Below are 25572 nucleotides of genomic sequence, written 5' to 3' on the forward strand. Positions count from 1 at the left end.
ACAGCAAAGTAACTTGTGTTTAAATATCTGATTTCCATGATTATACTCATTTAATATTTAAATTGTTATTAATGGGTAAAATAACTTCTTAATTATCAATAAGTGCATATTTTTGACTATTATCATTATTGAATATAGCATCCGTTGTTTTGGTCATATAACAAGGATGTAACAATGAATATAAAGACAAATTATGAAGATGGGAAACGCCCGCAACTCGTTATGTTTACCGGTGGGAGAGACAGTACTCTTGCCGCCAGTTATTTAATGTTAAACGGCATTTCGGTTCACTTGTTTACTGCCAATAGTGGTTGTGGGCTACACAGAAAGCTATTGCCTTTACGTGTAGAGGAACTGAAAGACAGATTTGGTGATTTGGTGCTAACGCATGAAGTGGTAGATATCAGTGGTAGTTTCAGAAGTATTGCAATAGAGAATATTGAAAGCGATTTTGCCAGGTACAAGAAAAACCTGATATTACTGGGTGAAAAAATGGCGATTCATGCCCATGTGATCGATTATTGCACCCGAAATGGTATCGATATTATTAATGACGGTATCGTTGAATACCAGAAAGAATTTCCAGAGCAGCGTTTAGTCGCAAAAGAATATTTCGTCGATTATATGAAACGATTCGGTATTACCTATAACAGCCCTGTTTATCACATGGCCCAGTCACAAGACGAAGTAAAGTATCGCCTGCTGCAATTAGGACTATCGACAAAATCACTGGAAGGTGTGTCGATTTTTGGCGATTCAGCCACCATCGCTTCTGATGAAACCATTTTGGAATATCTGGCGGACAAGGAAAGTCTTTGCGATGACATTATTCATTTTCTGTCAGGTAAACTGAAAAATTATCAAGCATTGAGAAAAGCATCCTGAATGCATTGATACGTTTGTATCTGATCTGTTTGATGATGCATTAATGATGTAAGAGTGCTGTTGATACGGCACTCTTATTGACTTTCGACAGCAAAGTGACTCTGGAAATGAAAACGATAAAAAAATATGCTGCAATTATATGCCGAGCCGGACAAATTTTGCTGGTCAGGAAAAAAGGGACAGATATGTTTATCTCTCCGGGCGGTAAACCCGAAGACGGTGAAACGAAAAAAGCGTGCCTTGAACGGGAGTTAAACGAAGAGCTCGGCGTAGAGCTGGTGAGTGCTGAATATTTTGGTACATTTACTCGGAAAAGTGCTTTTGAAGACACTTTGGTAGAGATTGATGTTGATCTTGTGAAAATATTCGGTCAGCCGAAACCATGTTCTGAAATTGAAGAAATAGCCTGGGTGGATGGAGAACACCTGGAAAATGGCGTCGCGATAGGCAGTGTTTTTGCTATTGATGTTATTCCTTCTCTGATCAGAAATGGGTTAGTCAGGAAGTCTGGGAAGAAAATAAATAACGATCTTCCTAATATGTTGGTATTTGATATTGATGGTACTATTGCTGACGGCGGAATCGTCAGTGACAAAATGAAAGCTGCCCTCCAGACAATTAAAGATGGGTCATCATCCCGTCTGGCATTTGCGACATCCCGAGCTCCCAGGGGGGCGAGAAAAGCATTAGGCGATCTGAGCCGTGAAGTCCCTGTCATCTGCTGCAATGGTTCAGTCATTCTAGATGAAATACATCAGCAGACGCTTGTGTCCGGTTTGTCGCAAAAAGACGTAAATACCATAGTTCAGTTTCTCGATGAAATGGAGGTAAGTTATTTTCTCGAGTACGGGGATAAGTTTACAATGCATGGTGATGAGTCCTTGTTCCCGGAAATGCTTGCCTACGAGGATAAACTGACATTGGATAAAGCGAGTTCGAGCTGGGATCAGGGGGTGATAAAAATATCTTGCCGATCAGAGAATATTCAGAAAAAACTCATGCCCTTGTATAAAAGTATCAGTGATGGTACCGCATTTAATTTTCACGGTGATGATACAGCTGAGCTGAATTGCTATTTCACAGACAAATATAAAGCGCTGAATCTCATCAGCGGAATTAGCCATTATAACCTTATCTGCTTTGGCAATGATGACAATGATTTTACTTTGTTATCGAATGCTTCTGAAGGTTATGTCATCGGTAATGAGTTGCTCGGATTAGAAAGTAGCATGAATGTATCACGCTTGGTCCGAAATGATGATGATATCATTGATAAAATACGACTGTATTTAGCGGGCAATGAATAAAGTGACCAAGCCAAGAATGTTAGTTGATTCTTCATCGATACACCCGGATCTCGTCAAGGCTCTTGGCCCGGGAATGGAGGGGAAAGCATACTATAAGTCATATTACCGACTGAAATTGGATGTTCAGGAAAAACTGAGAAACATGTACTGCCCTGAACATGATTTATTTATGTTCACTAATACCACGGACTGTCTGGTCAAATTTTTATTTGCCTGCCAGTTAAATAAGGTTAGCGTCAGTATTGATTTTGCTAATGAACAGCATTACCCGCAATACCAGTCTTTATTTCAATTATTCTCTGAAGGGAATATAAGCGGTGGGCAACCTGAGATACAACTGGTGACACACCTGTCTCCGGTTACAGGTAATCTTATTGATTTAGGCCAGTTGCATGGCCATTCAATACTGGCAGTGGACGGTGCGCAGTCATTTGCAACCGTGCACCATAGCGATCTTATCGCACACTCTGATGTCTTCTTTGCGCCTCTTCATAAACATGCCGGGCTGCATATCGGTATTGCTTTGCTGGCTGTCAAGAAATCACATCCGTTAAATCAACTGCTCAGTAAGACCTTAGACACAGCCAGTACCGGTACCCGTTCATTACGGGACTTGATGGCGCTGGACAAACGGCTGTCCTCCGCTCATCCGCAATGTTTCAATAATGCTTTTATCCACATCTCACCCGCCATTGAGGCGCTGCTAAATCGTAATGGTGTAACAGTGATTTCTGCCGGGAAAAGCCACATGGTGGTACTTGAGTGTCAGTCGCCGGTGTTAAGGCAAAAGCTGGCGGCATTGTTTTCATGTAAGCCAATTAAAAATACACATAGGCTGCGTATTTCAGTTTGTCATATGACGGATAACATGCACGGCAATGTCGATTTTTCTGAGGCGTTTTATCAGTCGCTCCGGTTAATATTTGATGAGGATAACCATGCTAAATAAAGGGCGTCATTTAGGGGTTCTGCTTGCCGCTTTCAGCTTCCTGATGTTCAGTGTTATGGATGCATTGGGTAAACAGCTCTCTTCAGATTACAGTTTTGCCCAAATTACCTTTTTCAGCTCTGTATTCAGTCTGATCCCCATTATATTCATGTTAAATGGCAACAGTTTTTCATCAGTACTGGTAACCACGCAGTACAGATACCATCTCGCTCGTGGGAGCATTATTCTCGCAATGCGGTTTTCAGCGTTATTTGCCTTTAGCCAAATGGATTTTGCTGACACTTTTTCAATCATTTTAACCGGTCCGTTACTGCTTTGCCTGCTATCACCGGTTTTTCTTGCTGAACGTATTTCTGTCTATCAGCTGCTGTGCGTGTGCCTCGGGTTTGCAGGAACAATAGTCGTGCTCCGCCCGGGAATGGTGACGTTTAATCTTGGTGTACTTGGTGCCTTAGCGGCTGCCCTTTGCTTTGCACTGAATACTATCGTGATGAGAAAGATGGGGCCAAAAGAAAGCCCGGCTGCTGTCCTGTTTTATGGCATGTTGTTTAATATTCTGGCCTCCGGGTTGCTACTGACCAACAGTTTTACTGTACCCACGTGGAGCGATCTGGGACTGTTCATTCTTTGTGGCCTCAGTGCCGGGCTTGCGCAGTTGTGCATTTTCCTTGCATTGAAAAGGGTATCGGCTTCAGTCACGGGGATGATGCAGTATACCTGTATCGTATGGGCTGGCGTGATTGGTTATATCGTATGGGATGATATCCCTGATAATTTTGTTCTTTTGGGGTCATTACTGATTGTTATCAGTGGCTTAATGAATATTCGGCATGCGACGAGACAGGTGGCTTAACTGGCGGAGCACCAGTAGGTGGTATCAGGATAAGTCTCTGGAGTATTAATTGCATATGGATGTTTAGACGTCTGGATGTTGACACGTTTGGATGTAAGTTTTAGGCTATGCGACCAATTCAAAACAATGCCCTGTAGAGATAATGTTGCACGCCAATCCACACACACTTTCAGATTCGCCGTCTCCTTCCGCGCTGGCACTGTTGCCTTTGGCGGTTTTCCTGTCTCTCTTTATCGGTGTGGGCAGCTATCTGACCTGGCAGGGTGTCGATTTTGCCTTCTATCAATTACCGGCCCCTGTTGCGGCATTGCCTGCAATATTGGTTGCTATTGTGTTGAGCAAAGAGGCGCTCAATAAAACCATCGAAGATTTTATGCGTGGTGTGGGTCACAGCGATATCATAGCCATGTGTATGATTTATCTGCTGGCGGGTGCGTTTGCGGCAGTGGCGAAAGCAACGGGTGGGGTTGATGCCACCGTCAATCTCGGTTTGTCCTTATTACCACCCAGCCTGATATTGCCGGGTATTTTTGTCATCGCGGCCTTTATTGCCACGGCAATGGGAACCTCAATGGGCACGATTGCTGCGGTGGCGCCAGTGGCGCTGGGCATTGCCGATACCGCCGATCTGGATATCGCTCTGACAGCCGGTGTGGTGCTCAGTGGTGCCATGTTCGGCGATAATTTGTCGATTATCTCTGATACCACTATCGCCGCCACCCGCTCTCAGGGCTGTGCGATGCGCGATAAGTTCCGCGAGAACATCGCCATTGCGCTGCCAGCGGCGTTGGCAGCCATCTTGCTGTTTCTTTTCCATTCCTCACCGTCTGAAGCACCGACTGTTACCAGCATCGAATGGCTCAAGGTCTTGCCCTATATCACGATTCTGGTCCTTGCTGTGTCCGGTGTGAATGTTTTTGTTGTGTTGAGCCTGGGCATTATTCTGGCTGGCGGTGTGGGTTTATTGTCAGTGTCTGATTACAGTCTGGCGAGCTGGAGCAAAGATATCTATACCGGGTTTGGCAACATGCAGGAAATCTTCCTGTTATCCCTGCTGATTGGCGGTATGAGCGAACTGATGCGTCGTCAGGGAGGCCTGGCATTTCTGACGCTGTTAGTCAGTAAGCTGATCGGCGCTTTCAGCAAAAAATCAGGCGGCGATCAGTCGCAAAGAGCGAGCGAAATGGGCATTGCGGGGCTGGTCAGCCTGACCAATGTCTGCACGGCCAACAACACAGTGGCCATTATTGTCGCAGGCGGCGTTGCCCGTGAACTGGCAGAACAAAATGCAGTGACGCCACGCCGCTCGGCCAGCTTGCTGGATATATTCTCATGTGTCATTCAGGGTGTGCTGCCTTATGGTGCGCAGGCACTGTTGCTAGGCTCGGTCTTTGGGCTGTCGCCATTAGCGGTTGTCAGCCATTCTTATTATTGTTTCTTTCTGGCTGCCAGTGCGCTGATCGCTGTGTTTGTGAAACATCAGCAGCGCCAAGCCGTAACCGCCTAAACGCAGGCGTATCCGCAAGAAAAAAACACCCCGATTCGGGGTGTTTTTTTTGAAAGCAACTGAGTCACAGACTACAGCTTAAAGCGGCTGATTTCCTGTTGTAGCTCATGCGACAGTTCGGACAACTGCGCGGCCTGTTGTGCTGCGACACTCGCCTCCTGAGCCAGATCGTTAGAAACGTCCCGGATACTCTCAGTATTTCGGGTGATTTCTGACGTCACAGAGGATTGTTCTTCCGCAGCCGATGCAATCTGTGTGGCCATATCACTGATATTGGTAATCGCAGAAATGATCTGTGCCAGGCTGGCTGAAGCGGAATTAGCGTCATCCACACTGGTTTCCGCCAGACGGCGACTGTCACTCATAATACCGACGGCACTGCCTGTTGTTTTTTGCAGGGTTTCAATCATTTGCTGAATTTCCTGTGTCGAGGCATGTGTACGCTGGCTCAGCACGCGCACTTCATCGGCAACCACTGCAAAACCACGACCTTGTTCGCCGGCACGGGCGGCTTCAATCGCGGCATTCAGTGCCAGCAGGTTGGTCTGTTCAGCGATGTTTTGAATGGTTGACAGAATCGTGGTGATGCTCTGTGAGTGATGATTCAGTTCACTAATGACCTCTGTTGCCGTTTCAACTTCGCTGGCCAGGCTGGTAGTTGAACTCTGACTCTGATCGACTTGCTCGGCACCATGTTGTGCAGCCTCAACGGTCTCTGCCGATGTTTTGGCCGTATTATCAGCATTGCCGGCGATTTCCTGTGTGGCTGCAGCCATTTCGTTTATGGCGGTCGCAACCATGTTGATTTCATCCTGCTGGTGGCGAATGCGGGTGCTGCGCTCTTCCGCCTGAGAAGCTGTCTGATGTGCCTGAGAGTTCAGTGACTGAGACACATCCCGCAGGCGCATCACCATGCCGTGCATGTTGCCGACAAAGCGGTTGAAATTATGAGCCAGCTGGCCGACTTCATCATCGCTGCGCGGCTCCAGACGCTGGGTCAGGTCGCCTTCACCCGTCGCAATTTCAGCCAGTGCTTCAGACACCCGGCCCAGATCACGGAACAGGTAACCGACCAGCCAGGCCACAGCCGCCAGCACAGCCAGCGTAATCACGATTGAAGCAAGGATCAGCCGGGTCAGCAGCTCGCTCTGGCTGGCTTCTTCTGTCGCTTTGTCCAGTTCCAGACCTAAAATCCACGGTGTACCAGGGACTTCGGTAAAGTAGAGCAGCTTCTCTTTTCCTTTGATGGTTTGATTGACAAGGGTCCGGGTGCTGACCGCTTGATGAATGATGCTCATGCTTAATGCCGAATCGTATTGGCTGATGGATTTAAGCAGTAACGCTTTGTTTGGGTGCGCTAAAAATGTGTTGTCCTGAGTATTGAGCAGCATCGCATAAGCATTATCACCGGCATCCAGGCTGATCACATCCGAAATCATCTGATCAATCAGGACATCAGAGCCGATGACAGCAACCAACTGCCCATTTTGCTTCACAGGTTGAGCCAGTGTCACCATAGGTGCATTGGTAATCGCATCCAGATAAGCAGTGGTAATGATCGGTTGATCTGCTTTTTGAGCATCAATGTACCAAGGGCGGACGCGGGGATCATAGCCAGCGCGGTTACGCTCCGGATTAGAACGAACCATGTCTCCGGCGGGCGTACCGAAGTAGGTTAAATCAAAGTTGCCGGCATCCCGTGCCTGTTGCAGGTAAGGAACAGGTTCTGCGGCGGTTACATAAGGTTTGACGGCACTGGTAATATCACGTCGAATATTAATCCAGTCACTGATCCCTTTGGTTGCTGTTTTGCTCAGGCTGTCAGCCCGGTCAAAAATGCTGTTTTGGGTTTGTTCATGAAGTTGGCTTGCAGCCAGCCAGGTCAGAGCGGTAGCCATAACTACAACGGCAGATAAGCTGGCAGCGATGAGTTTTTGTTTTAGGGTTAGTTTCATGAGTGGTCTCAATGGATGGAACGGAATCTGATTACCATGTTCTCTCATCATGTTGCATGAAAATGTGAAAGATGAGGCAGGGAAAACAACATTTGAACTTAATATCTTTAAACGACGGCCATATCGATAAACTTAAACATTAGGTGTGACTAATGTTATCGTTTTTTGGATTAAAAGTTTGCCGGGGAAGTTTAAATTCTAAATATTTAATTCAATATCTTGGTTGGTGGTCTTTTTTGTGAATAAAAAACGGTTCAAACATTGTCGTTTTATTTAAGGATGTGATGTACGGAAATAAGGGCGTGATGTCTGGAAACTTGTGTTTTTGGAGGGTTGGCCGTGTTTCCTTAGACAGAAGGTATTTTATCAAGCATTTCGTAACGTCATGATGCCGGGGGTGCATGCTATCTCGGATATCAGTGTTTGGATCAGATACTGAAAGTCGCGTTTTCTGATATGAACTTGGTGTATGTCATTCAAAAATAAAAATGATATCGATTGCATAGTGATCCAATTAACACTATGGTGAAATCGCCTGCCACCTGGCATTTGATTACTTTACACTGGGCACTGTTTTTGGCCACAACCACCGCCAAGGAAAGGAGGTGAGCCATGAGAGTTGACTGTGTAAGGTGATGAAATGAAAAATAAAATGTTTACCCGCACTGCCTTGTCAGCGGGATTGCTAATGGTATTGGCTGGCTGTGCGAGTCAGGAACAAGCCGACACCTGGCAATCAGACCAGACCTATAAGCTGACTATTCTTCATACCAATGATCATCATGGCCGTTTCTGGCACAACCGTGACGGTGAATACGGTATGGCTGCCCGCAAGACCTTGCTGGATGACCTGAGAGAAGCAGTGACAGAAGAAGGCGGCACCAGCCTGCTGCTGTCTGGCGGCGATATCAACACAGGCGTGCCTGAGTCGGATCTGCAGGATGCGGAGCCCGATTTTAAAGGCATGAACATGCTTGGCTACGATGCGATGGCTGTGGGTAACCATGAATTCGATAACCCGCTCGATGTGCTGCGCAAGCAGGAAGGATGGGCTAACTTTCCTATGCTGTCAGCCAACATTTATGACAAGGCGACAGGCAAGCGTTTGTTCCAGCCGTACCAGATTTTCGAGCAGCAGGGGATCAAAATTGCCGTTATCGGTCTGACGACTGAAGATACCGCGAAAATTGGTAACCCGGAATACATTGGCGGCATTGAATTTCGCGATCCGAAAGCCGAAGCCAAGGCTGTCATCGCCGAGCTGAAAGCAACGGAAAAACCGGATCTTATTATTGCTGCGACACACATGGGTCACTATGCCAATGGTAAACATGGTGTCAATGCGCCGGGTGATGTTGCCCTGGCGCGTTATCTAGAGCCGGGCGATCTGGACTTGATCGTCGGTGGCCACTCTCAGGAGCCTGTCTGCATGGAAGGGCCGAATGTGGCGAATCCATCCTTCAAACCGAGTGACGATTGCAAACCGGATCAGCAGAATGGCACCTGGATTGTGCAGGCACACGAGTGGGGCAAGTATGTGGGCCGGGCGGATTTTGAGTTCAGAAACGGTGAGCTGAATATGGTCAGCTACGATCTGATTCCGGTTAACCTGAAGAAGAAAATCAAGCTGGCTGACGGCCAGTCAGAGAAAGTGTTTATTGAGCAGGAGATCCCTCAGGATGCCACAGTGAAAGCTTTCTTAACGCCATACCAGGAGCGCGGACAAGCGAAACTCAATATCAAGATTGCCCAGTCAAACGGCAAACTGGAAGGCGACCGGAGCGTAGTGCGTTTTCAGCAGACCAATCTGGGGCGTTTAATTGCCGCCTCTCACATGCAGCGCGCCAAAGCTGATTTCGCGGTCATGAACTCAGGCGGCGTCCGTGACTCTATTCCTGCCGGTGATATTACTTATAAAGATGTGCTGAAAGTACAGCCATTTGGCAATATGGTGACCTATACCGATATGACGGGGGCCGAAGTATTGGACTACCTGGGTTCTGTTGCGACTAAGCCTGTTGATTCAGGGGCATATGCGCAGTTCTATGGTGTCACTATGGATATCCGGGACGGTAAAGTCAGCAATGTTAAGATTGGTGGCAAAGCGCTGGTGCCAGGCAAAACCTACCGGTTTACTGTGCCGAGTTTTAATGCCGCCGGTGGCGATGGCTATCCTAAGCTGGTGGATCATGCCGGTTACGTGAACACCGGATTTGTTGATGCAGAAGTGCTGAAAGACTACCTGGAAGACAGCAGCCCGATTAATGTTCATGCGTTCGATCCTAACGGCGAGATTGTGTACCGTTAATCGGTACTGAGATTCTGTGCTGAAGACTAAAGCTCACTTGTTCTGGCAGGTGAGCTTTTTTATTGCTGCCTGTGCCGAAACTGGCTTGGCGGGAAGATACCTGTTAGCTATAGTGGGTAACGATAATTATGCCGGAGGACAGGATGACACCCGCTATAAATCTCGCGAAAAAGCACAAAATTGCTCATAAAGTCCATCAGTATCTGCATGATCCGAACAATACCAATTTCGGCCTGGAAGCGGCAGAGGTGCTGGGGCAGGATCCGGCTAGGGTGTTTAAAACCCTGCTGTTCTCCTGTAATGGCGATCCCAGGCAACTGGCGGTGGCTATAGTCCCGGTGGCGGGTATGCTGGATCTGAAATCGGCGGCAAAAGCCGCAGGGGCCAAAAAAGCCGAAATGGCCGATCCGGCCATAGCTGAAAAAACAACGGGATATATTGTTGGCGGGATCAGTCCTTTAGGTCAGAAAAAACGCTTGCCCACTTTTCTTGATGACTCGGCCAAGGACTATGACACTATCTGTGTCAGTGCGGGTCGGCGAGGATTGGAAATAGAATTGGCGCCCAAGGATCTGTTGCAACTGACCTGTGGTCAACTGGCGGCGTTAGCCCGTTAATTATTCCAGCCACTTATTCCAACCACTTATTTAATTTACGACAGGCTGAGTATTGGCCGCAGGAGACAAGGATGACGTTCAGTATCTGGCTTTCATTACTGATGATTTGTATGTTAGGGGCAATGTCGCCCGGGCCGAGTTTAGCGGTGGTGGCGAAACACAGTCTGGCGGGCGGGCGCTTACATGGCATTGTGACCTCCTGGGCCCATGCGTTTGGCGTTGGTGTGTATGCGTTACTGACGTTGCTTGGACTGGCTGTTGTCCTCAAACAATCACCGACACTGTTTCAGATCATTACCTATTCAGGCGCCGCTTACCTGGCGTATCTGGGGATCAATGCCCTGCGTTCGAAAGGGGGAGTGGCGGCAAAACTGGCGGCAGGCGAACCGGCAAGCATGGCCAGTGCAGCCCGGGACGGGCTGATGATCTCTGTGCTCAATCCCAAACTTGCGCTGTTTTTTCTCGCGCTGTTCAGCCAGTTTGTGGCCGTCGGGAGTGGGATCAGCGACAGAGTGATTATTGTCGCCACACCATTATTGGTGGATGGCCTCTGGTACACTCTGATTGCCCTGGTGTTGTCCCGGCCTGCGGTGTTAGAAACGCTGAAAACGCGGGCCCAGCTGATCGATCGTTTGTCCGGCGTGGTGCTGATTATGCTGGCCCTCAGAGTGGTGTGGCAGGGATAAACACACTGCCACTCTGACAGCTTCAGCTCTGGCGTTTCTGATGCCGCTCCCGGTTTTCCAGTTTACGTTCAGGGCTTTTTTTGAGCATGACATACAGGGCACCGTTGCCGCCATGCTGTCGTAACGCTGAGTGATAGCCCATCACATCACTGATTTGGGTCAGCCAGGTCGCGACATAGCTCTTCATCAATGCCGGAGGCGTGGAACGTTCACCTTTACCGTGCACAATAAGCACGGTACGAATGTCCATGCGCTGACACTGCCTGAGAAAGTGCAATACTTCATCTCTGGCTTCCCTGAGCGTTTTACGGTGCAGGTCAAGCCTGGCCTGAATATCGTACTTGCCCAGTCTTAACTTGCGGATGACACCGTCCTGAACCCCGTCACGCTTGTAATCCAGCATGTCATCCGGCTTGACCATAGTGGCATAATCGAGTGATAAATATTCCGGATCACTGTCAGCCAGGCTCTGCGCTGCGGCTTGTCGGGCGAGTTGGGCGTCAGTAATCTGATGCTTCTTTTCCGGGGTTACTTTATCCTGCTCCAGCGGGGCCACATCGGCCATCATTTCTCGGAACAGGTCCAGTTCATCTTGATCGGACATGGTGTGTTTTTCTACTGCGGACGGTAGGGAAGATTATACGTGGCTTGGCAAGAAAAAAAAGAATCCCGGGCCTGTCAGAGTCCTCAGGATTCAAAGAAGATTGGAGATAACGGAACGGCTAATCTTGTGGCTTTGCATTCATAGCTTTATAGACAAAATAACCACCATAGAAGAGCATTAGCCCCAATGCACCGAAAATCACTATCATTGATGATAGGCCAACCGGATTACCAAAGAGTAAATCTAGCCAAAATTCCATGTGATGCCCTCTGCCTGGGAAACTGAATTCAAGCTTAATGGACCTTGGCGAACGAGCTGATGATCTGGATCAATTCATACTCGAATCATCACTATTGGTGTGTTTTTTTGCGGATCTCAGCAAAATTCTGCGTTAACTGGTGCATTCCTAAGCAAGTAGCAGCAAGGAAAGGAAATTTTCTGTTCCTCCTCTTGCGTTCAGTAAATTAGCCAGTATTATAGGCCACCTCGAATCGCATCAGCGTTTCGTTTTTTGTTGGTGAATAGCGCAGTTTGGTCGCGCATCTCCGGCTTTTGAGAATAGCGGACCAGAGGAGCCCTCTGGAGCGAAACTCAAAGTAGCAACAAAACATATCGGTGAATAGCGCAGTTTGGTCGCGCATCTCCGGCTTTTGAGAATAGCGGACCAGAGGAGCCCTCTGGAGCAAAACTCAAAGCAACAGCAAAACATATCGGTGAATAGCGCAGTTTGGTAGCGCATCTCCGGCTTTTGAGAATAGCGGACCAGAGGGACCCTCTGGAGCGAAACTCAAAGTAGCAACAAAACATATCGGTGAATAGCGCAGTTTGGTAGCGCATCTGGTTTGGGACCAGAGGGTCGGGGGTTCGAATCCCTCTTCACCGACCACTATTTCAAAACGCGATTTGAGTAACTCAGATAACAAGAGTTATACTTTCAAAAGAAGCAAATCTCGTTTTTAAGACTGTAGTCAGTCTGAACAAATTATCGGTGAATAGCGCAGTTTAGTAGTGCATCTCCGGATTTTGAGAATAGCGGACCAGAGGGACCCTCTGGAGCAAGTCTCAAAGCGAAAACAGAATTATCGGTGAATAGCGCAGTTTGGTAGCGCATCTCCGGCTTTTGAGAATAGCGGACCAGAGGGACCTTCTGGAGCAAGTCTCAAAGCAAAAACAGAATTATCGGTGAATAGCGCAGTTTGGTAGCGCATCTGGTTTGGGACCAGAGGGTCGGGGGTTCGAATCCCTCTTCACCGACCACCTTTAAGAAGCCCGCTCAATGAGCGGGCTTTTTTATATGTGCATAATTTGGCTCTTGTGCCCAGTAACCCCCACCTGACCTCCCCCTTGAAAAGGGGGAGGGATCGTACAGAGCTTGCTGAAACCACGGTTATTCCCTCCCCTTGGCGAGGAAAGAATTAGACTCGGCGACTCATGGCCGATGGCCAGAGGTTTTTTTTGCGATACCGGATTGGCAGGAGGCAGGCTGTGCGCTGTTGATTTGCTGCACTGTGAATCCCTGCTTTTGCAGTAATGCCGGTAGCCCTTCCTCGCCCATCATGTGGTAAGCACCGACCACCACCAGGAAAGTCCCTTTCTGGTACTGAGGGGAGATGGTGAGCTGTTTAGCCCAGTTGTAATTGCGCTGTATCAGCAAGTGCTGTTCGGTTTCTTCAGACAGGGCGACTTGCTGGCTGAGCTCTGTCAGTACGGCATTATTGCCCTGCTGCCAGGCGGTGAGCAGGCAGGTCATTTCTTCTTCCAGCAGTGGCCATTCGTTGAGCGTCGTTTGCAGCAGGTTTAATCCGTGATCAGGCAGTGAAGACAGCAGGCGGAACTGCGCTTCTATTCCTTCCAGCTCGAAAATGGGCAGATTCTCTTTTTGCGCCCGGTTAAACACCACCTGATCTATGCCTTTGTCCGGAGTGAGGCCAAACTTTAGCGACTGCGCCATTTGCAGATGCATGGCGGTGAGCCAGGGCGGGCTTTCGAGCAGGCTGAAAGAAGACAGCTTGAGCTGAGCGGCAAGATCTCTGAGTGTCCGGATATCAGAAGGCGGCAGCAGTTTACGGGTAAAGTAAGCCTCGTCGATGGCCGGCATACTGAATTGCTTTTGGATATTGGCTTCTAAAATCAGACCATCCGCTTGGGGCCAGTAACGGTTAAAGGCGTCAGGCAGCGGGTAGAGTGCATCGCTGCCGACATGGATAGATCCCATCAGCACAAACTGTCGCTGGTTGTCTTTGGCCAGCCAGACCTGAGGTTCTGCAGAGGCACCTGAACTGAAGATTGTCAGCAGGATACCGGCTTTGGTGAGCAAGGATTTGAACATGCTGTTTCCATTGGCGGTAGGATGCCTACAGCCTATGGAATCTGGTGTGGGCTGGCAAGAAAAAGCGGCTGTAGAAAGCAGCCGCTCAGAAGTGATTATTTGTTGGGATGGAGCCAGAACCACCAGACAATAAAGCCAATGGCCAGTGCAGCAAGTAAAGCCATCATCTCAGGCCTCATTCTTCAATTGAGCGTTGTCCTGACTACCAGGGCGGAAAAGTCTCAGTCTGTTGGCATTGCTGACCACAGTGATGGACGACAGAGCCATCGCCGCTCCGGCAATCACAGGGCTGAGCAGACTGCCGGTGAAAGGGAACAGGATACCGGCGGCCAGCGGAATCCCCAATGTGTTATACACAAAGGCGCCGAACAGGTTTTGCTTCATGTTACGTAACGTCGCTGATGAGAGCTCCAGTGCATCGGCGACGCCGTGCAGAGAATGGCGCACCAGGGTTAATTGCGCGCTTTCAATGGCGACATCGCTGCCGCTCCCCATGGCAATACCAATTTCTGCCTTAGCCAGTGCAGGGGCATCATTAATGCCGTCCCCGACCATGGCCACGTGTTTTCCTGATTGTTGCAGTTTTGCCACCTGGTCGGATTTTCCGTCGGGCAGGACCCCGGCAATGACGCGGTCAATTCCCGCCTGGCGGGCGATTGCTTTGGCTGTCCGTTCGGTGTCGCCGGTCAGCATGATCACCTCGATCCCTTTCGCCTGAAGTCTCTCTACCGCGGCTTTGGAATCTGATCGCAGCGGATCACTGATGCCCAACAGTGCGGCCAGTGATCCGTCTACGGCAATAAAAATGGCCGTTGCACCGGCATCGGCCAGCGAGTGGGCATCGTTTTGATGGTCAGAAATGTCGATATTTTCTTTTTCCATCAGCGCACGGTTGCCCAGCAGAACACGCTGTCCGTTAACCTCGCCGCTGACGCCATAGCCGGCCTGAGCATTAAAGTTTCGGGCTGATTGCAGCGATAATCCTTTCTCTTCTGCTGCTGAGACGATAGCTTTTGCCAGCGGGTGCTCAGCGCCGCGTTCGAGGCTGGCCGCCAGGGTCAGCACAGCGTGTTCCGTGTGATCACTATAATAATGGCTGTGTGTGAGCACAGGCTTGCCTTCGGTCAGCGTACCGGTTTTGTCCAGCACCACTGTATCTATGTTGGCGGCCAGTTGCATGGCATCGGCATGACGGATCAGGATACCGTATTCCGCGGCACGACCAAGACCGACGGTGACAGACATGGGGGTCGCCAGTCCTAATGCACAGGGGCAGGCAATGATGAGTACCGTTGTTGCGGTGATCAGCATGTAAATCGAGACGGGATCCGGGCCGAAGTAATACCAGAGGGTGGCGGTAACAATGGCGATGATCATCACGGCCGGAACGAATATGGCCGAAATGGTATCCGCCATTTTCGCCAGCTCCGGCTTGCTGCTCTGTGCCTGACGAACCAGACCTATGATCCGGGCCAGCAGGGTTTGATTGCCGACCTGCATCGCTTTAAACAGCAGGCTGCCGCTTTGGTTGATGGTACCGGCATGGAGTTTGTCTCCCGGCTTCTTATGGGCCGGGACGGGTTCACCGGTCAGCATGGATTCGTCAAGATAGCTCTCACCTTGCTCAATCACACCATCGACCGGCACTTTGGCACCCGGACGCAAACGCAGCACCATACCCGGCTGAACTTCAGCCAGAGGGACTTCACGCTCGCCTTGCGGGTCGACCAGAATGGCGGTCTGCGGCTGCAGGTCGATCAGTTTTTCCAGCGCCCGCGAAGTGCGCCCGCGCGCTTTGGCCTCTAGTGCATGGCCCAGGGTGATCAGCCCCAGAATCATGGCTGACGCTTCAAAATAGACGTGCCTGGCCTGCGCCGGGAACCAGTCTGGTTTGAGCACCACAAACATGGAATAAAACCAGGCAGCACCTGTCCCCAGTGCGACCAGGGTATCCATACTGGCTCTGTGATGTAAAAAGGCTTTCCAGGCATCGCGGAAAAAGTGACCGCCACAGTAAATGAGCAGCGCCAGTGTCAGCACACCTATGATGCCCCAAGCCCACTGGCTGGTGGCCGACTCTATCATCATACTGCCACCGAATACGCCCCAGGCCATGAGGGGCACACCCAGGGCTAATGCCAGTCCGGCATTGAACAGATGTTGTTTGTAGGTCGCTGTGTTCTGGGCTTGCTGGCGCTCGCGCCTTGTCGCTTCATCTTCACTGAGCTCTGCGCCATACCCGGCATCAGACACAGCTTGGATCACCGACTCAGGATTGATATCCCCCTGAACCAGCGCTGTCCGTTCGGCCAGGTTGACACTGACAGCCGTGACTGCCGCCACGCCCTGAATGGCTTTTTCAACTGAGGACACACAACTGGCGCAGGTCATGCCTGAAAGCAAAAAGTAGTGGCTGTTATCAGATGAGGGCGGTGCGTCAGGGCCTGCCTGTGGTGAAAGCTCGGACTGTTCTTTGGTTGCCTGATCTTGGTCTGCCGGCTCTTGAACTGTCTGCTCGGGCGCGGTCGCGTCGGGCAAAACCGTTTCAGCCGGTACCTGATAGCCTGCAGATTCAATCAGGGCTACCAGCGCGGTTTCAGTCAGTGATCCCGTGACCTTAGCCCGGGTTTTGCTGACTTCAAACTGCGTGATTTCCGGCTCGGTTGTGAACACGGCCTCCAGCTTACTGACGCACTTGCCACACGACAGTCCCGACAGCGGCAAGTCATGCTGATAGCCTGCTTGATAGCCAAGATTTTCAATGGTGTTGATCACTTCGTTCAGATCGATGTGCCCTGTGATGTGGGCTTGTTGCGTATCAATATCCAGCGATTCGATGCCATCGAGCTTGCTCAGCGCCTGTTTAATTTTTCCGACGCACTTCATGCAGCGAACCTTGCGAAGTGGCAGCCTGATATCCATGTTGGCAGCGGAATGGCTGGCTGGGGCGGGGGCGTGATTTGAATTATCCATGGTCTTCCTCTACACCACAGTTATGAGATATGCTTACTCTAAAGCTTCCAGTTAATGGAAGGTCAAGCGGTATTTTTAAGTGGGGCAGTGATGAATATCAGCGAAGTGGCAAAACAGACGGGCCTGACCAACAAAACCATACGATTTTATGAAAGCAAGGGCATGATCAGCGAGCCGCAACGGGGTGAGAATGGTTATCGCCGTTACAGCCAAAAGCAGGTGAACGAGCTGTTGATGATAAAACGATCGCGTCTGGTCGGATTCAGTCTGGATGAAAGTCGTGAGCTACTGGCCTTGTCGCGGGATCCGGACAGAAAAAGTGCTGATGTAAAAGAAAAAGCCGAGCACAAACTGGCTGAGATTGATCATCAGATCCAGGAATTACTGGCTATGAAACAAAGCCTTCAGAGCCTGATCAGCCAGTGTCCGGGGAACAACCAGCCGGGTTGCCCGATCATTGATGCTCTGACCAAGGGCGAAGCTGAGGCAGGATAACCGCCTGACCGCAGGCAAAGTGGGATTGCCTGCGGCATGGGTGAGATCAGTACAGCAGAGAATAAAGCTGGCGACGATACTGGCTGGCAAGGGCATTGCCCTGACCGAGTGAGGCCAGAATATCCATCATGGTTTTCTTGGCATTGCCGTCGGCAAAGTTCAGATCTTTACGCAGCAGATTCAGCAGGATATCCAGAGATTCCTGATGACGATTGACCTGACTGTACTGCACCGCAAGATCGTAAGCGAGCTGTCCGTTGCCCGGATCGGTGGCCAGTTTTTCTTCTAACTGACGGATCTCCGGAGAATCGCTGGCCTGGCGGTGGAGCTCCAGCTTGGCAACCAGCCCTTTGTAATAACCGTCCTGATCCTGCATCGGAATCTGTCCCAGCAGGGTTTCCGCTTCGTCAAACTGTGCGGTTTCCAGCAGGCATTCGGCGGTGGCAAGCAAGACCTGGCTGTTACCCGGCAGGCTGGCTGCCAGTTCACGCAGAATGGGCAGTGCTTCGTTGAAGGCTTGCTGGCTGACTAACTGAATGGCCTGTTCCAGCTGCATTTCTTCCTGGCTGGGTAAATGTTTACTCAGCATCTGACGCAGGCTGTCTTCGGTTTGCGGGCCTGCCGCACCGTCAACCGGCTGACCATTACTGAAAATGGCGACGGTCGGAAGACTGCGCACACCGAACTGGGCTGCCACCATCTGCTGTTCTTCGCAATTGAGCGTTGCCACCACAAACTGGCCAGCGTACTGGGCCGCCAAGCGCTCAAGCAGGGTGTTGACTTCTGCTGTTTCTGGCATGGATGGAGCCCAGAAGCTGATCACGACCAGCTGTTGCATTGACTGCTCTATCACCTGATGCAGATTGGTTTCATTCAGTTCAATTGCTAATTTGTCATTCATACCGGGCGTTTCCGTGATCGTTTAAGAGTGATGTTCAAGATGTTGGGCTGATTGGCTGGAAAATCAAGGGAAAAGACAGAAAAACGCGGCTGGTAACAGGTCTCAGAGAAAAAAACGGAGAGCAAGGCTCTCCGTTACAGATGGAAGGTCAGAAGCAGAGCAATAGCGACACAAAGACAGAGCGCATTTATCTGGCGTAATGTCATGCCGATCTCTCCGAAAAATGTAGCACGTTTGTTTAGGGGGATCGCTGGTTTACCCCTTCAGCAGGTAAGGACCAACTTACCCAGAAGCCTAGAATGCGCAGATGACACAATCATGACAGCTGGCTAAAAAAAGCGCATTTTTTCGCTGAGCTTTTGACTCTCGGATCAAGATCAAAGTTTGTTCGTTGTGAGTGCCGGTTAATCGCTTTTTCCCAGCAGATGATCGAGCCAGCGAACGGGCAGCACTCTGCGCAGAAAGCCAAAGATATAGGTCGGCTGGGTGACATAGTACCGGGCTGATGGCCGATCACTGCTGATGATGTGCATCAGCGGCTTGAGTACAGCTTCCGGCGTCAGTGTGAATTTATTGGACGGGGAGGGCTTGCCCAGCCGGTCCAGAGTGTTCTGATAACTGTCTTTGTGCCGCGATGCTGTCATATCAATATGGGCTTCAAACTGACGCTTGGCATTGGCCCGGAACTGACTTTCAATCGGCCCTGGCTCTATCAGGCTGACTTTAATCGGGGTGTTAGCCAGCTCCAGCCTTAGTGTGTCGGTATAGCCTTCCAGCGCAAATTTACTGGCGTTATAGGCGCCGCGGTACTTCATGGCCACAAGACCGAGCACAGAGCTGTTTTGCACGATTTTGCCGCCTCCCTGAGCCAGCATCACAGGAATCACGGCTTTCGTGAGCGAATGCCAGCCAAACAGGTTGGTTTCGAACTGCTCGCGAAGGGCATCGGTGGGGAGATCTTCAAGGGCGCCGGGCTGGCCGTAGGCGCCGTTGTTAAACAGCACATCAAGTTTGCCTTGAGTGATACTCAGCGCTTCCGCCAGTCCTTGTTCAATCGACTGGCTGTCGGCGAGATCGAGCCTTACGCAGTGAAGGCCTTCATCGCGCAGGCGCGCGACATCGTCATCGTGCCGGCAGCTGGCCACCACCAGATAGCCTGCCTGATGAAGAGATTTGGCACAGTGGTAACCGATACCGCTGCTGCAGCCGGTAATAAGAATGGCAGTGCTCATTGAAAGTCCTTAAATCCGGGCATTATCGCGCCCTGTAAAATCTGGTTACAAAAAAGGTGTGATAGTGTCCGTCATGAATTCAGCGATCCAGGGCTGGGCATTGGCTTTGGGGTGCAGGCCATCATCCATCATCCAGCCGTCACGCAGAATGACCTGCTCCAAAAAGAAGGGCAGCAGAGGCAAAGCGTAGTCTTTGCTGAGTCTGGGATAGATAGCTTCAAACTGGCTGGTATAGCGCTTGCCGTAGTTGGGCGGGATGCGGATTTGCATCAACATCGGTTCACCGCCGCTATCCTTAATAAGGTCAATAATGGCTTTGAGGTTATTCTCTATGGTCGCCGGTGGAAATCCGCGCAGACCATCATTCGCACCCAGCTCAATTATGACGTAATCTGGAGCATGCTGTTTCAGTAGCTTAGGCAGACGGGCCAGAGCGTTTCCTGTGGTGTCGCCAGAGATACTGGCATTAATGACGTCAATTTTCAGCCCGTTGCCGTTAAGCATGGGTTCCATCAGACGGGGCCAGCTTTGTTCGGCACGCATCTGATAGCCTGCACTCAGGCTGTCGCCAAGCACCATCAGGGTGGCGGCAACACTACTGAGTGGGGCCATAACAAGTAATAACAGTGCAAGGATCCGCATCATGTCTACATCCGTGATAAAAGCGCAATCAGTATCAAAACAGGTGACAACGGCCACCACGACTCTCACCATTCTGCAGGATGTTTCGCTCGAGGTCGAGCAGGGCGAAAGCATTGCTTTAGTTGGGGTTTCCGGAGCGGGTAAATCTACCTTGATGACCTTGCTGGCCGGACTGGACGTGCCCAGCAGTGGCGAAATCGAGTTGCTGGGGCAAGTCTTGTCCCACATGGATGATGAGTCCCGTGCCGCGCTGCGCAGCCAGGCCGTCGGTTTCGTGTTCCAGAGTTTTTTGCTGATCCCGTCGCTGACGGCGCTGGAGAATGTGACCTTACCGGCCATTATCAAAGGGGAAACCGGTGATAGCGAGCGGGCAGCAGAGTTGTTGCGCCAGGTCGGACTGCAGGGGCGTGAAGCGCATCTTCCCTCCCAGCTATCGGGTGGTGAGCAGCAGCGTGTGGCACTGGCCAGGGCATTCATGACGGCCCCGCAGGTGCTGTTTGCCGATGAACCGACCGGCAATCTGGATCAGCAAACCGCCGCCACCATCATAGATTTACTGTTTGCGCTCAACCGGGATCACGGCACGACTCTGGTGCTGGTAACGCACGACCCGCAACTGGCTGAACGTTGTGATCGGGTGGTACGTATTCATGGCGGACGGGTGGAGGCGGCATGACAGAGATGAGCGAAAGCCAGAGTCCGGTCCGGCCAAAGGGCCATTCCCTGCTGCTGAAATGGAGCTGGCGTGAACTGTGGCAAGGGCAGTTGTGGCCCGTTGCGGTGGCGCTGACCTTGATCATTGCCTGTGTGTTTGCGCTGGCCTCGCTGGTGGTGCGGGTTGAGAAGATCATGGTTAACCAGGGGCGCAGCATGATAGCGGCTGATCTGGTATTGAGATCGGCCAATCCTGTGCCTGACAACCTTGTCAGGGAAGCGGAGCGTCTGGGGCTGACGGTCACAGCGCAAACGCGGTTCGGCACCATGGCGTTCAGCGATAATGCCATGCAGCTGGTCAGCGTGAAATCTGTCTCCAGCGATTTTCCATTGCGGGGTGAGCTGGTGCTGCAGGGCACCAGCCGGACCCAGCAACAGGTCAACCCGGGCGAGTTATGGTTGTCTGAGCGGTTATTCTCTCTGCTCAATGTCAGCAATGGCGATCAGGTGGCCATTGGCAACGCTGAGCTGACAGTGGCCGGCACCATAGTGCAGGAACCTGAACTGTCGTTTAACCCTTTCAGTCAGATGCCGGCCGTGCTGATGCATGAAGCCGATCTGGCCGCCACTGAGGCGATCCAGCCCGGCAGCCGGGTGCGCTACCGGGCTTATTTCAATGGCACTGAGGCCCAGTTAAAGCAACTCCGGGAGCAAACACAGCTGGCACCGGATCAGCGCTGGATCAGTGAAACCACCCAAGGCCGGACCGGCGAGATGATCGAGCGGGTGCAGCAGTATTTGTCGCTGACTCTGATCCTGGTGATCATGATGGCCACGGCCACACTGGTGCTGACCTGTATGCACTACACTGCCAGCCGGACGGAAACCGTGGCCATGATGAAAAGTCTTGGTGCCGGTAAAGCCTTTCTGTGGCGGTGGCTGGCGAGACAGCTGGGTCTGTTGTTTGCCATTGCCGCCTCGGCTGGCCTGGCGCTGGGACTTTTTCTGGAGTGGCTGTTACGCCTGCCGCTCACCGATGTATTGCCGCAGCCGCTGCCCGAGATGGGGGCCATGCCTTGGCTGGTCAGCCTGCTGGTGGCGATCCTGGTATCGGTACCGGGCATCGGGATCGCACTGTGGCGCTTGCTGGATGCACCGGCTCTGGCCGTGATGCAGCGCCAGACGGCGGACACCAGTTCTAAGAAACGTTACCTGCTGATTCTGTTGCCCGTTGTCGCGCTGTTACTCTGGGTCGGTGATAACCCCATGATGTGGCTGACGCTGGCAGGCTTGTTTGTGCTGCTGGTACTGCTGGCAGGGCTGGGCTTATTGCTGGTGGCCGGGCTGCGTCGTCGTCAGTGGGGACCGGCGATGACACTGGCACTGAGCCGTATCGGCCGCAGTCCGCTGGCAAGCGGTGCTCAGTTGGCTGCCCTGACCAGCTCGCTGATGCTTCTGGCGGTGATTTGGCTGCTGCGTACCGATTTGCTGGCGGACTGGCAGCAGACACTGCCGCCGGATGCCCCCAATGTGTTTGCGCTCAATATCAGCCCGGTTCAGCATCCGGCCTATCTCAATGTGCTGGATGAGAGCGGTTTAATGCGCTCCGACAGTTACCCCATAGTGCGCGGCCGGCTGGTCACCATAAACGGCCAGAATCCAAGGGCAGAAGAGGCTGAAAACGGCAGTGAAAATGATGATCGTCAGGAAGGGGATGAATCCCTGCGCCGCGAACTGAATTTTACCTGGCGAGATGCCATGCCAGTGCACAACACTTTAGTGGCTGGCGACTGGAGCAATGCACCTGGCGGCGTGTCGGTGGAAACTGGGGTGGCAGAACGGCTGGGGATCAAACTGGGCGATACCCTGGGTTTTAACGTCAACAGCCAGATGTTCAGTGCCACAGTGACCAGTCTGCGGGAGGTGGAATGGCGCAATATGCGGCCCAATTTCTACTTCATTTTCACACCGGATGTCATGGCTGATTTACCTGCCACCTGGCTGGTCAGTTTCAGAGTGGCCGCCGATCAGAGTGAGCTGGTGAACAAGCTCGGTCGAGACTATCCGACAGTCACCTTGCTTGACTTAAGAACCATGGCAACCCGGATTCAGGCCATCTTGCAGCAGGTGTCATTGTCATTGTCTGTGCTGGCTTTTCTCGGGGTGTGCAGCGGCTTGTTACTGGTGCTGACTTTGTTACGCCTGAGCCTGTCACAGCGGCAGCAGGAAATTAAGCTTTACCGCACCTTAGGCGCCAGCCGAAGCCGGATCCGCGCCACCATCTGGAGCGAATATGGCCTGATGGCGGTACTGGCGGGGGTGATCGCCGTGCTCGGGGCTGAAGCACTGGTGGCTTCTTTGATCAAATGGGGATTTGAGCTGCCTGTCAGCTGGCATCCGGGGCTGTGGCTGGTACTGCCGCTGCTCTCAATCGTGCTGATCCTGCTGATCATCAGTACCATGATGAAGCAACTGCTGCGTCCTTTGGGCCGATAGCGCTGTTGTGCCGGGTTACTCTACACGGGTCACCCGGCTTTCCTGATCGCTCAGGGCACTTTTCAGCGCGCCTTCCAGTTCCGGGTAGCAGAAATGGAAACCATGGGCTTCCAGCTTGGCCGGCAGGGCACGCTGGCTGTCGAGCAGCATCTGGGCCGATTCTCCCATACCGAAGCGCAACAACCATTCCGGTGTGCTCATCACATGCGGACGATGCAGCACTCTGGCCAGTGTCTGGCTGAACTCTTTATTGGTAACAGGTTTGGGGGCGGTGAGGTTATAGGGGCCCTGGGCATCCGTCTGTTTGATCAGAAACAGTATACCTTTCACCATGTCCTGCAGGTGAATCCACGGGAAATACTGCTGTCCATTGCCAATCGGGCCACCCAGGCCCATTTTGTACAGCGGGACCAGTTTTGCCAGCGCCCCGCCGCCTTTGCCCAGTACAATGCCGGTACGCAGCACACAGACGCGGGTTTTGTCCGACTGTGCCGCCAGTGCCCGCTCTTCCCAGGTACGGCAAACTGTATGGGCAAAATCGTCGCGCTTAACATCGAGCGACTCGTCAAAGCCGTTGTGCTGTTGATCGCCGTAGTAGCCCACAGCAGAGCCGCTGATGAAGGTATGCGGCGGATTATCACCGGCCTGTAATCTGACCACCAGATCACGGGTGAGCTGCCAGCGGCTGCGGCAGATCTCTTCTTTCTGTTTCTCTGTCCAGCGCTTATCAGCAATCGGCTCGCCGGCCAGATTGATCACCACATCAAATTCATCCAGATTATCCAGTGAATCCAGGCTGGTGATGACTTTAATATGATGGCCCAGACGCTGATAAGCGCGGTTGGGGTTACGGCTGAGAACAGTCACCTGATCATGATTCAGATGAGGAAGCAGCGCTTTGCCAATAAACCCGGTTCCGCCGGTGATCAGAATATCCATGTCTCGTCCGCCTGTCTGACTGATAAGTTATCCTTGTTTTGTCTAAATTATAACCAACCGGCGAGCTGTTCACTGTTTTTCCAGCGCTTTCGGCTTTGACGTCAGTCAAAAAAACGAGGATCAGCGATCAACATGCCCCAGATCGCGAGCAGGATCCAGAATATCCCTGACCCTCTGTTTGAGTTGTTTGGCATCAGGAAAACCGCCATCGGTTTTGCGTTCCCAGATGCGGACATTGTTGCAGAAGACTTCAAACCGGCCGCCTGTGTCCGGGTGCAGGCTGACGGCGTCCAGATCTTCGCTGAAGGTATGCAACAGCTCCTGGCACATCCAGCTGGCCCGGAGCATCCAGTTGCACTGGCGGCAGTAGTAAATATCAATCACGGCTTTGCCGGCCGTTTGCGGTGCATTGTCAGACATAAGAATCCTCACATTCCGAATAACAGTTTGGCCCCGATCAGAAACGTCAGGGCTTCTAAACAACGCTTGATCAGCTTGTTACTTTGTCTGATCGCCAGATGCGCCCCGAGGTAGCCCCCCAGCAATGAACCGGCAATCAGAATTGGCAGCCAGGGCCAGAATATTTCCGCGCCTGCCGCGTACATGGCGACCGCGCCTGTGCCGTTCCAGAACAAACCGACACTGATCATGGTTAACGCGACGGCCTGTTTATAGTCATAACCAAACCAGCGGATCAGAAATAAGGTCACAAACAGGCCGCTGCCTGCGGTCAGTGAGCCATTAATCACCCCGATCCCTGCCAGGCCCAGGCTACCGGCAATCAGTCCTCTGGTATCCCGCCGGCGGGCACTTTCACTCTGGCCCAGGCTGGGTTGATACAGGGAGTATACGCCAAGGCCAATGATGAGCATGCCAAGGGCGGACTCGGCTATTCGGCCCGGTACAAAGAGAATGGCATTGGCGCCCAGAATGACACCTAAGGTACCGGATGCAATGACATAGCCCGTCATTGACCAGTTCAGCTTACCGGAGCGGATATGTTTGACGGCCGCGCCCAGCCCGAGTGCGACGCTGGCAATTTTATGGGTAGCCAGCGCCACGGAAAAGGGCAGGCCCAGAAAAATCAGCAGGGGAAACTGGATCAACCCGGCACCGCCGCCGGACAGAGAGGCCAGTGTGTTGGCAAACAGGGAGCCAATAAAAAGTCCGAGCGAATTCAACCAATCCATGTATCTTGCTGCAATCCTTAATTATTCAGACTTCACAGCATACGGATTAT

The 25572-nt window shown here is 51.7% G+C and carries 22 protein-coding genes and 2 tRNA genes; 13 read left to right on the top strand and 11 right to left on the bottom strand.

Going from position 1 to position 25572, the window contains the following annotated elements; all coding sequences use genetic code 11:
• Positions 1–174: 174 nt before the first annotated feature.
• The 5 genes from P0Y67_RS14550 to P0Y67_RS14570 all read left to right on the top strand — a co-directional run bounded on the left by P0Y67_RS14550 (position 175) and on the right by P0Y67_RS14570 (position 5501).
• Entirely contained in the window at positions 175–885 is a 711-nt protein-coding gene (locus P0Y67_RS14550) for a hypothetical protein (protein WP_342392444.1), read from the top strand.
• A 107-nt stretch (positions 886–992) separates the two neighbouring features.
• Complete coding sequence (locus tag P0Y67_RS14555; protein ID WP_342392445.1) at positions 993–2192, top strand: HAD hydrolase family protein; 1200 nt, start codon at positions 993–995, stop codon at positions 2190–2192.
• Positions 2185–3141: a DUF6024 family protein gene (locus tag P0Y67_RS14560; protein WP_342392446.1), complete on the top strand. Its 957-nt coding sequence runs from the start codon at positions 2185–2187 to the stop codon at positions 3139–3141. The genes P0Y67_RS14555 and P0Y67_RS14560 overlap by 8 nt, the downstream gene beginning before the upstream one ends.
• Positions 3131–3994, top strand: coding sequence for a DMT family transporter (locus P0Y67_RS14565; protein ID WP_342392447.1), 864 nt, complete (start codon positions 3131–3133; stop codon positions 3992–3994). Before P0Y67_RS14560 ends, P0Y67_RS14565 begins: the two co-directional genes overlap by 11 nt.
• Before the next feature lie 142 nt (positions 3995–4136).
• Positions 4137–5501: a Na+/H+ antiporter NhaC family protein gene (locus P0Y67_RS14570; protein WP_342392448.1), complete on the top strand. Its 1365-nt coding sequence runs from the start codon at positions 4137–4139 to the stop codon at positions 5499–5501.
• Between the two features lie 71 nt (positions 5502–5572).
• On the opposite strand, the gene P0Y67_RS14575 is transcribed toward P0Y67_RS14570, so the two are convergent.
• Positions 5573–7456, bottom strand: a complete 1884-nt coding sequence (locus P0Y67_RS14575; protein WP_342392449.1) for a methyl-accepting chemotaxis protein — start codon at positions 7454–7456, stop codon at positions 5573–5575.
• A 640-nt stretch (positions 7457–8096) separates the two neighbouring features.
• Here P0Y67_RS14575 and ushA point away from each other — a divergent pair.
• The 3 genes from ushA (at position 8097) to P0Y67_RS14590 (ending at position 11067) form a co-directional block, all read left to right on the top strand.
• Entirely contained in the window at positions 8097–9764 is a 1668-nt protein-coding gene (ushA, locus tag P0Y67_RS14580; RefSeq protein WP_342392450.1) for a bifunctional UDP-sugar hydrolase/5'-nucleotidase UshA, read from the top strand.
• A gap of 143 nt (positions 9765–9907) precedes the next feature.
• Positions 9908–10381: a Cys-tRNA(Pro) deacylase gene (gene ybaK / locus P0Y67_RS14585; protein ID WP_192014611.1), complete on the top strand. Its 474-nt coding sequence runs from the start codon at positions 9908–9910 to the stop codon at positions 10379–10381.
• Positions 10382–10452: 71 nt separating this feature from the next.
• A complete protein-coding gene (locus P0Y67_RS14590; RefSeq protein WP_342392451.1) occupies positions 10453–11067 on the top strand; it encodes a LysE family translocator in 615 nt (204 codons plus the stop codon).
• A 22-nt stretch (positions 11068–11089) separates the two neighbouring features.
• Here P0Y67_RS14590 and smrA read toward each other — a convergent pair whose 3' ends face one another.
• Positions 11090–11671, bottom strand: a complete 582-nt coding sequence (smrA, locus tag P0Y67_RS14595) for a DNA endonuclease SmrA (RefSeq protein ID WP_027253830.1) — start codon at positions 11669–11671, stop codon at positions 11090–11092.
• A gap of 118 nt (positions 11672–11789) precedes the next feature.
• Positions 11790–11930, bottom strand: coding sequence for a DUF3149 domain-containing protein (locus P0Y67_RS14600; RefSeq protein ID WP_120510182.1), 141 nt, complete (start codon positions 11928–11930; stop codon positions 11790–11792).
• A gap of 550 nt (positions 11931–12480) precedes the next feature.
• Between P0Y67_RS14600 and P0Y67_RS14605 the strand changes: the two genes are divergently transcribed.
• A tRNA-Pro gene (locus P0Y67_RS14605) sits at positions 12481–12557 on the top strand.
• A 294-nt stretch (positions 12558–12851) separates the two neighbouring features.
• A tRNA-Pro gene (locus P0Y67_RS14610) sits at positions 12852–12928 on the top strand.
• Positions 12929–13100: 172 nt separating this feature from the next.
• Here P0Y67_RS14610 and P0Y67_RS14615 read toward each other — a convergent pair.
• Both P0Y67_RS14615 and P0Y67_RS14620 read right to left on the bottom strand, forming a co-directional pair.
• On the bottom strand, positions 13101–14000 hold the full coding sequence (locus tag P0Y67_RS14615; RefSeq protein ID WP_342392452.1) for a TraB/GumN family protein: 900 nt from the start codon (positions 13998–14000) through the stop codon (positions 13101–13103).
• Between the two features lie 168 nt (positions 14001–14168).
• Positions 14169–16886, bottom strand: a complete 2718-nt coding sequence (locus P0Y67_RS14620) for a copper-translocating P-type ATPase (RefSeq protein WP_342392464.1) — start codon at positions 16884–16886, stop codon at positions 14169–14171.
• Positions 16887–17063: 177 nt separating this feature from the next.
• On the opposite strand from P0Y67_RS14620, the gene cueR reads away from it, so the two are divergent.
• A complete protein-coding gene (gene cueR, locus P0Y67_RS14625) occupies positions 17064–17468 on the top strand; it encodes a Cu(I)-responsive transcriptional regulator (RefSeq protein ID WP_027253834.1) in 405 nt (134 codons plus the stop codon).
• Between the two features lie 46 nt (positions 17469–17514).
• On the opposite strand, the gene P0Y67_RS14630 is transcribed toward cueR, so the two are convergent.
• The 3 genes from P0Y67_RS14630 to tesA all read right to left on the bottom strand — a co-directional run bounded on the left by P0Y67_RS14630 (position 17515) and on the right by tesA (position 20246).
• Positions 17515–18369 (bottom strand): co-chaperone YbbN, encoded by an 855-nt coding sequence (locus P0Y67_RS14630; protein WP_337112999.1) that lies wholly within the window; start codon positions 18367–18369, stop codon positions 17515–17517.
• 404 nt (positions 18370–18773) lie between these two features.
• Positions 18774–19601 carry an SDR family oxidoreductase gene (locus P0Y67_RS14635; RefSeq protein ID WP_342392453.1) on the bottom strand — a complete coding sequence of 276 codons (828 nt, stop codon included), beginning with the start codon at positions 19599–19601 and terminating at the stop codon, positions 18774–18776.
• Between the two features lie 45 nt (positions 19602–19646).
• Positions 19647–20246: a multifunctional acyl-CoA thioesterase I/protease I/lysophospholipase L1 gene (tesA, locus tag P0Y67_RS14640; RefSeq protein ID WP_342392454.1), complete on the bottom strand. Its 600-nt coding sequence runs from the start codon at positions 20244–20246 to the stop codon at positions 19647–19649.
• Here tesA and P0Y67_RS14645 point away from each other — a divergent pair.
• On the top strand, positions 20245–20919 hold the full coding sequence (locus tag P0Y67_RS14645) for an ABC transporter ATP-binding protein (RefSeq protein ID WP_027253838.1): 675 nt from the start codon (positions 20245–20247) through the stop codon (positions 20917–20919). The two genes, tesA and P0Y67_RS14645, sit on opposite strands and share 2 nt — an antisense overlap.
• Entirely contained in the window at positions 20916–23393 is a 2478-nt protein-coding gene (locus tag P0Y67_RS14650; RefSeq protein WP_342392455.1) for an ABC transporter permease, read from the top strand. The genes P0Y67_RS14645 and P0Y67_RS14650 overlap by 4 nt, the downstream gene beginning before the upstream one ends.
• Positions 23394–23408: 15 nt before the next feature.
• Here P0Y67_RS14650 and P0Y67_RS14655 read toward each other — a convergent pair whose 3' ends face one another.
• The 3 genes from P0Y67_RS14655 to P0Y67_RS14665 form a co-directional block, all read right to left on the bottom strand.
• Complete coding sequence (locus P0Y67_RS14655) at positions 23409–24332, bottom strand: TIGR01777 family oxidoreductase (protein ID WP_342392456.1); 924 nt, start codon at positions 24330–24332, stop codon at positions 23409–23411.
• A gap of 120 nt (positions 24333–24452) precedes the next feature.
• The gene (locus P0Y67_RS14660) at positions 24453–24752 is read right to left on the bottom strand and encodes a SelT/SelW/SelH family protein (RefSeq protein WP_234204065.1); all 300 of its coding nucleotides are present in this window, start codon (positions 24750–24752) and stop codon (positions 24453–24455) included.
• An 8-nt stretch (positions 24753–24760) separates the two neighbouring features.
• On the bottom strand, positions 24761–25522 hold the full coding sequence (locus P0Y67_RS14665; RefSeq protein WP_342392457.1) for a sulfite exporter TauE/SafE family protein: 762 nt from the start codon (positions 25520–25522) through the stop codon (positions 24761–24763).
• Positions 25523–25572: the final 50 nt, after the last annotated feature.

Origin of the sequence: Photobacterium sp. SP02 (assembly GCF_038519165.1) — a bacterium.
In the GTDB taxonomy this organism is placed as follows: domain Bacteria; phylum Pseudomonadota; class Gammaproteobacteria; order Enterobacterales; family Vibrionaceae; genus Photobacterium; species Photobacterium halotolerans.

Excerpts from the sequence above, each read along its gene's own strand:
- P0Y67_RS14550 (WP_342392444.1), top strand. The coding sequence starts at position 175 with ATGAATATAAAGACAAATTATGAAGATGGGAAACGCCCGCAACTCGTT.
- P0Y67_RS14555 (WP_342392445.1), top strand. The coding sequence starts at position 993 with ATGAAAACGATAAAAAAATATGCTGCAATTATATGCCGAGCCGGACAA.
- P0Y67_RS14560 (WP_342392446.1), top strand. The coding sequence starts at position 2,185 with ATGAATAAAGTGACCAAGCCAAGAATGTTAGTTGATTCTTCATCGATA.
- P0Y67_RS14565 (WP_342392447.1), top strand. The coding sequence starts at position 3,131 with ATGCTAAATAAAGGGCGTCATTTAGGGGTTCTGCTTGCCGCTTTCAGC.
- P0Y67_RS14570 (WP_342392448.1), top strand. The coding sequence starts at position 4,137 with ATGTTGCACGCCAATCCACACACACTTTCAGATTCGCCGTCTCCTTCC.
- P0Y67_RS14575 (WP_342392449.1), bottom strand. The coding sequence starts at position 7,456 with ATGAAACTAACCCTAAAACAAAAACTCATCGCTGCCAGCTTATCTGCC.
- ushA (WP_342392450.1), top strand. The coding sequence starts at position 8,097 with ATGAAAAATAAAATGTTTACCCGCACTGCCTTGTCAGCGGGATTGCTA.
- ybaK (WP_192014611.1), top strand. The coding sequence starts at position 9,908 with ATGACACCCGCTATAAATCTCGCGAAAAAGCACAAAATTGCTCATAAA.
- P0Y67_RS14590 (WP_342392451.1), top strand. The coding sequence starts at position 10,453 with ATGACGTTCAGTATCTGGCTTTCATTACTGATGATTTGTATGTTAGGG.
- smrA (WP_027253830.1), bottom strand. The coding sequence starts at position 11,671 with ATGTCCGATCAAGATGAACTGGACCTGTTCCGAGAAATGATGGCCGAT.
- P0Y67_RS14600 (WP_120510182.1), bottom strand. The coding sequence starts at position 11,930 with ATGGAATTTTGGCTAGATTTACTCTTTGGTAATCCGGTTGGCCTATCA.
- P0Y67_RS14615 (WP_342392452.1), bottom strand. The coding sequence starts at position 14,000 with ATGTTCAAATCCTTGCTCACCAAAGCCGGTATCCTGCTGACAATCTTC.
- P0Y67_RS14620 (WP_342392464.1), bottom strand. The coding sequence starts at position 16,886 with ATGAAGTGCGTCGGAAAAATTAAACAGGCGCTGAGCAAGCTCGATGGC.
- cueR (WP_027253834.1), top strand. The coding sequence starts at position 17,064 with ATGAATATCAGCGAAGTGGCAAAACAGACGGGCCTGACCAACAAAACC.
- P0Y67_RS14630 (WP_337112999.1), bottom strand. The coding sequence starts at position 18,369 with ATGAATGACAAATTAGCAATTGAACTGAATGAAACCAATCTGCATCAG.
- P0Y67_RS14635 (WP_342392453.1), bottom strand. The coding sequence starts at position 19,601 with ATGAGCACTGCCATTCTTATTACCGGCTGCAGCAGCGGTATCGGTTAC.
- P0Y67_RS14645 (WP_027253838.1), top strand. The coding sequence starts at position 20,245 with ATGTCTACATCCGTGATAAAAGCGCAATCAGTATCAAAACAGGTGACA.
- tesA (WP_342392454.1), bottom strand. The coding sequence starts at position 20,246 with ATGATGCGGATCCTTGCACTGTTATTACTTGTTATGGCCCCACTCAGT.
- P0Y67_RS14650 (WP_342392455.1), top strand. The coding sequence starts at position 20,916 with ATGACAGAGATGAGCGAAAGCCAGAGTCCGGTCCGGCCAAAGGGCCAT.
- P0Y67_RS14655 (WP_342392456.1), bottom strand. The coding sequence starts at position 24,332 with ATGGATATTCTGATCACCGGCGGAACCGGGTTTATTGGCAAAGCGCTG.
- P0Y67_RS14660 (WP_234204065.1), bottom strand. The coding sequence starts at position 24,752 with ATGTCTGACAATGCACCGCAAACGGCCGGCAAAGCCGTGATTGATATT.
- P0Y67_RS14665 (WP_342392457.1), bottom strand. The coding sequence starts at position 25,522 with ATGGATTGGTTGAATTCGCTCGGACTTTTTATTGGCTCCCTGTTTGCC.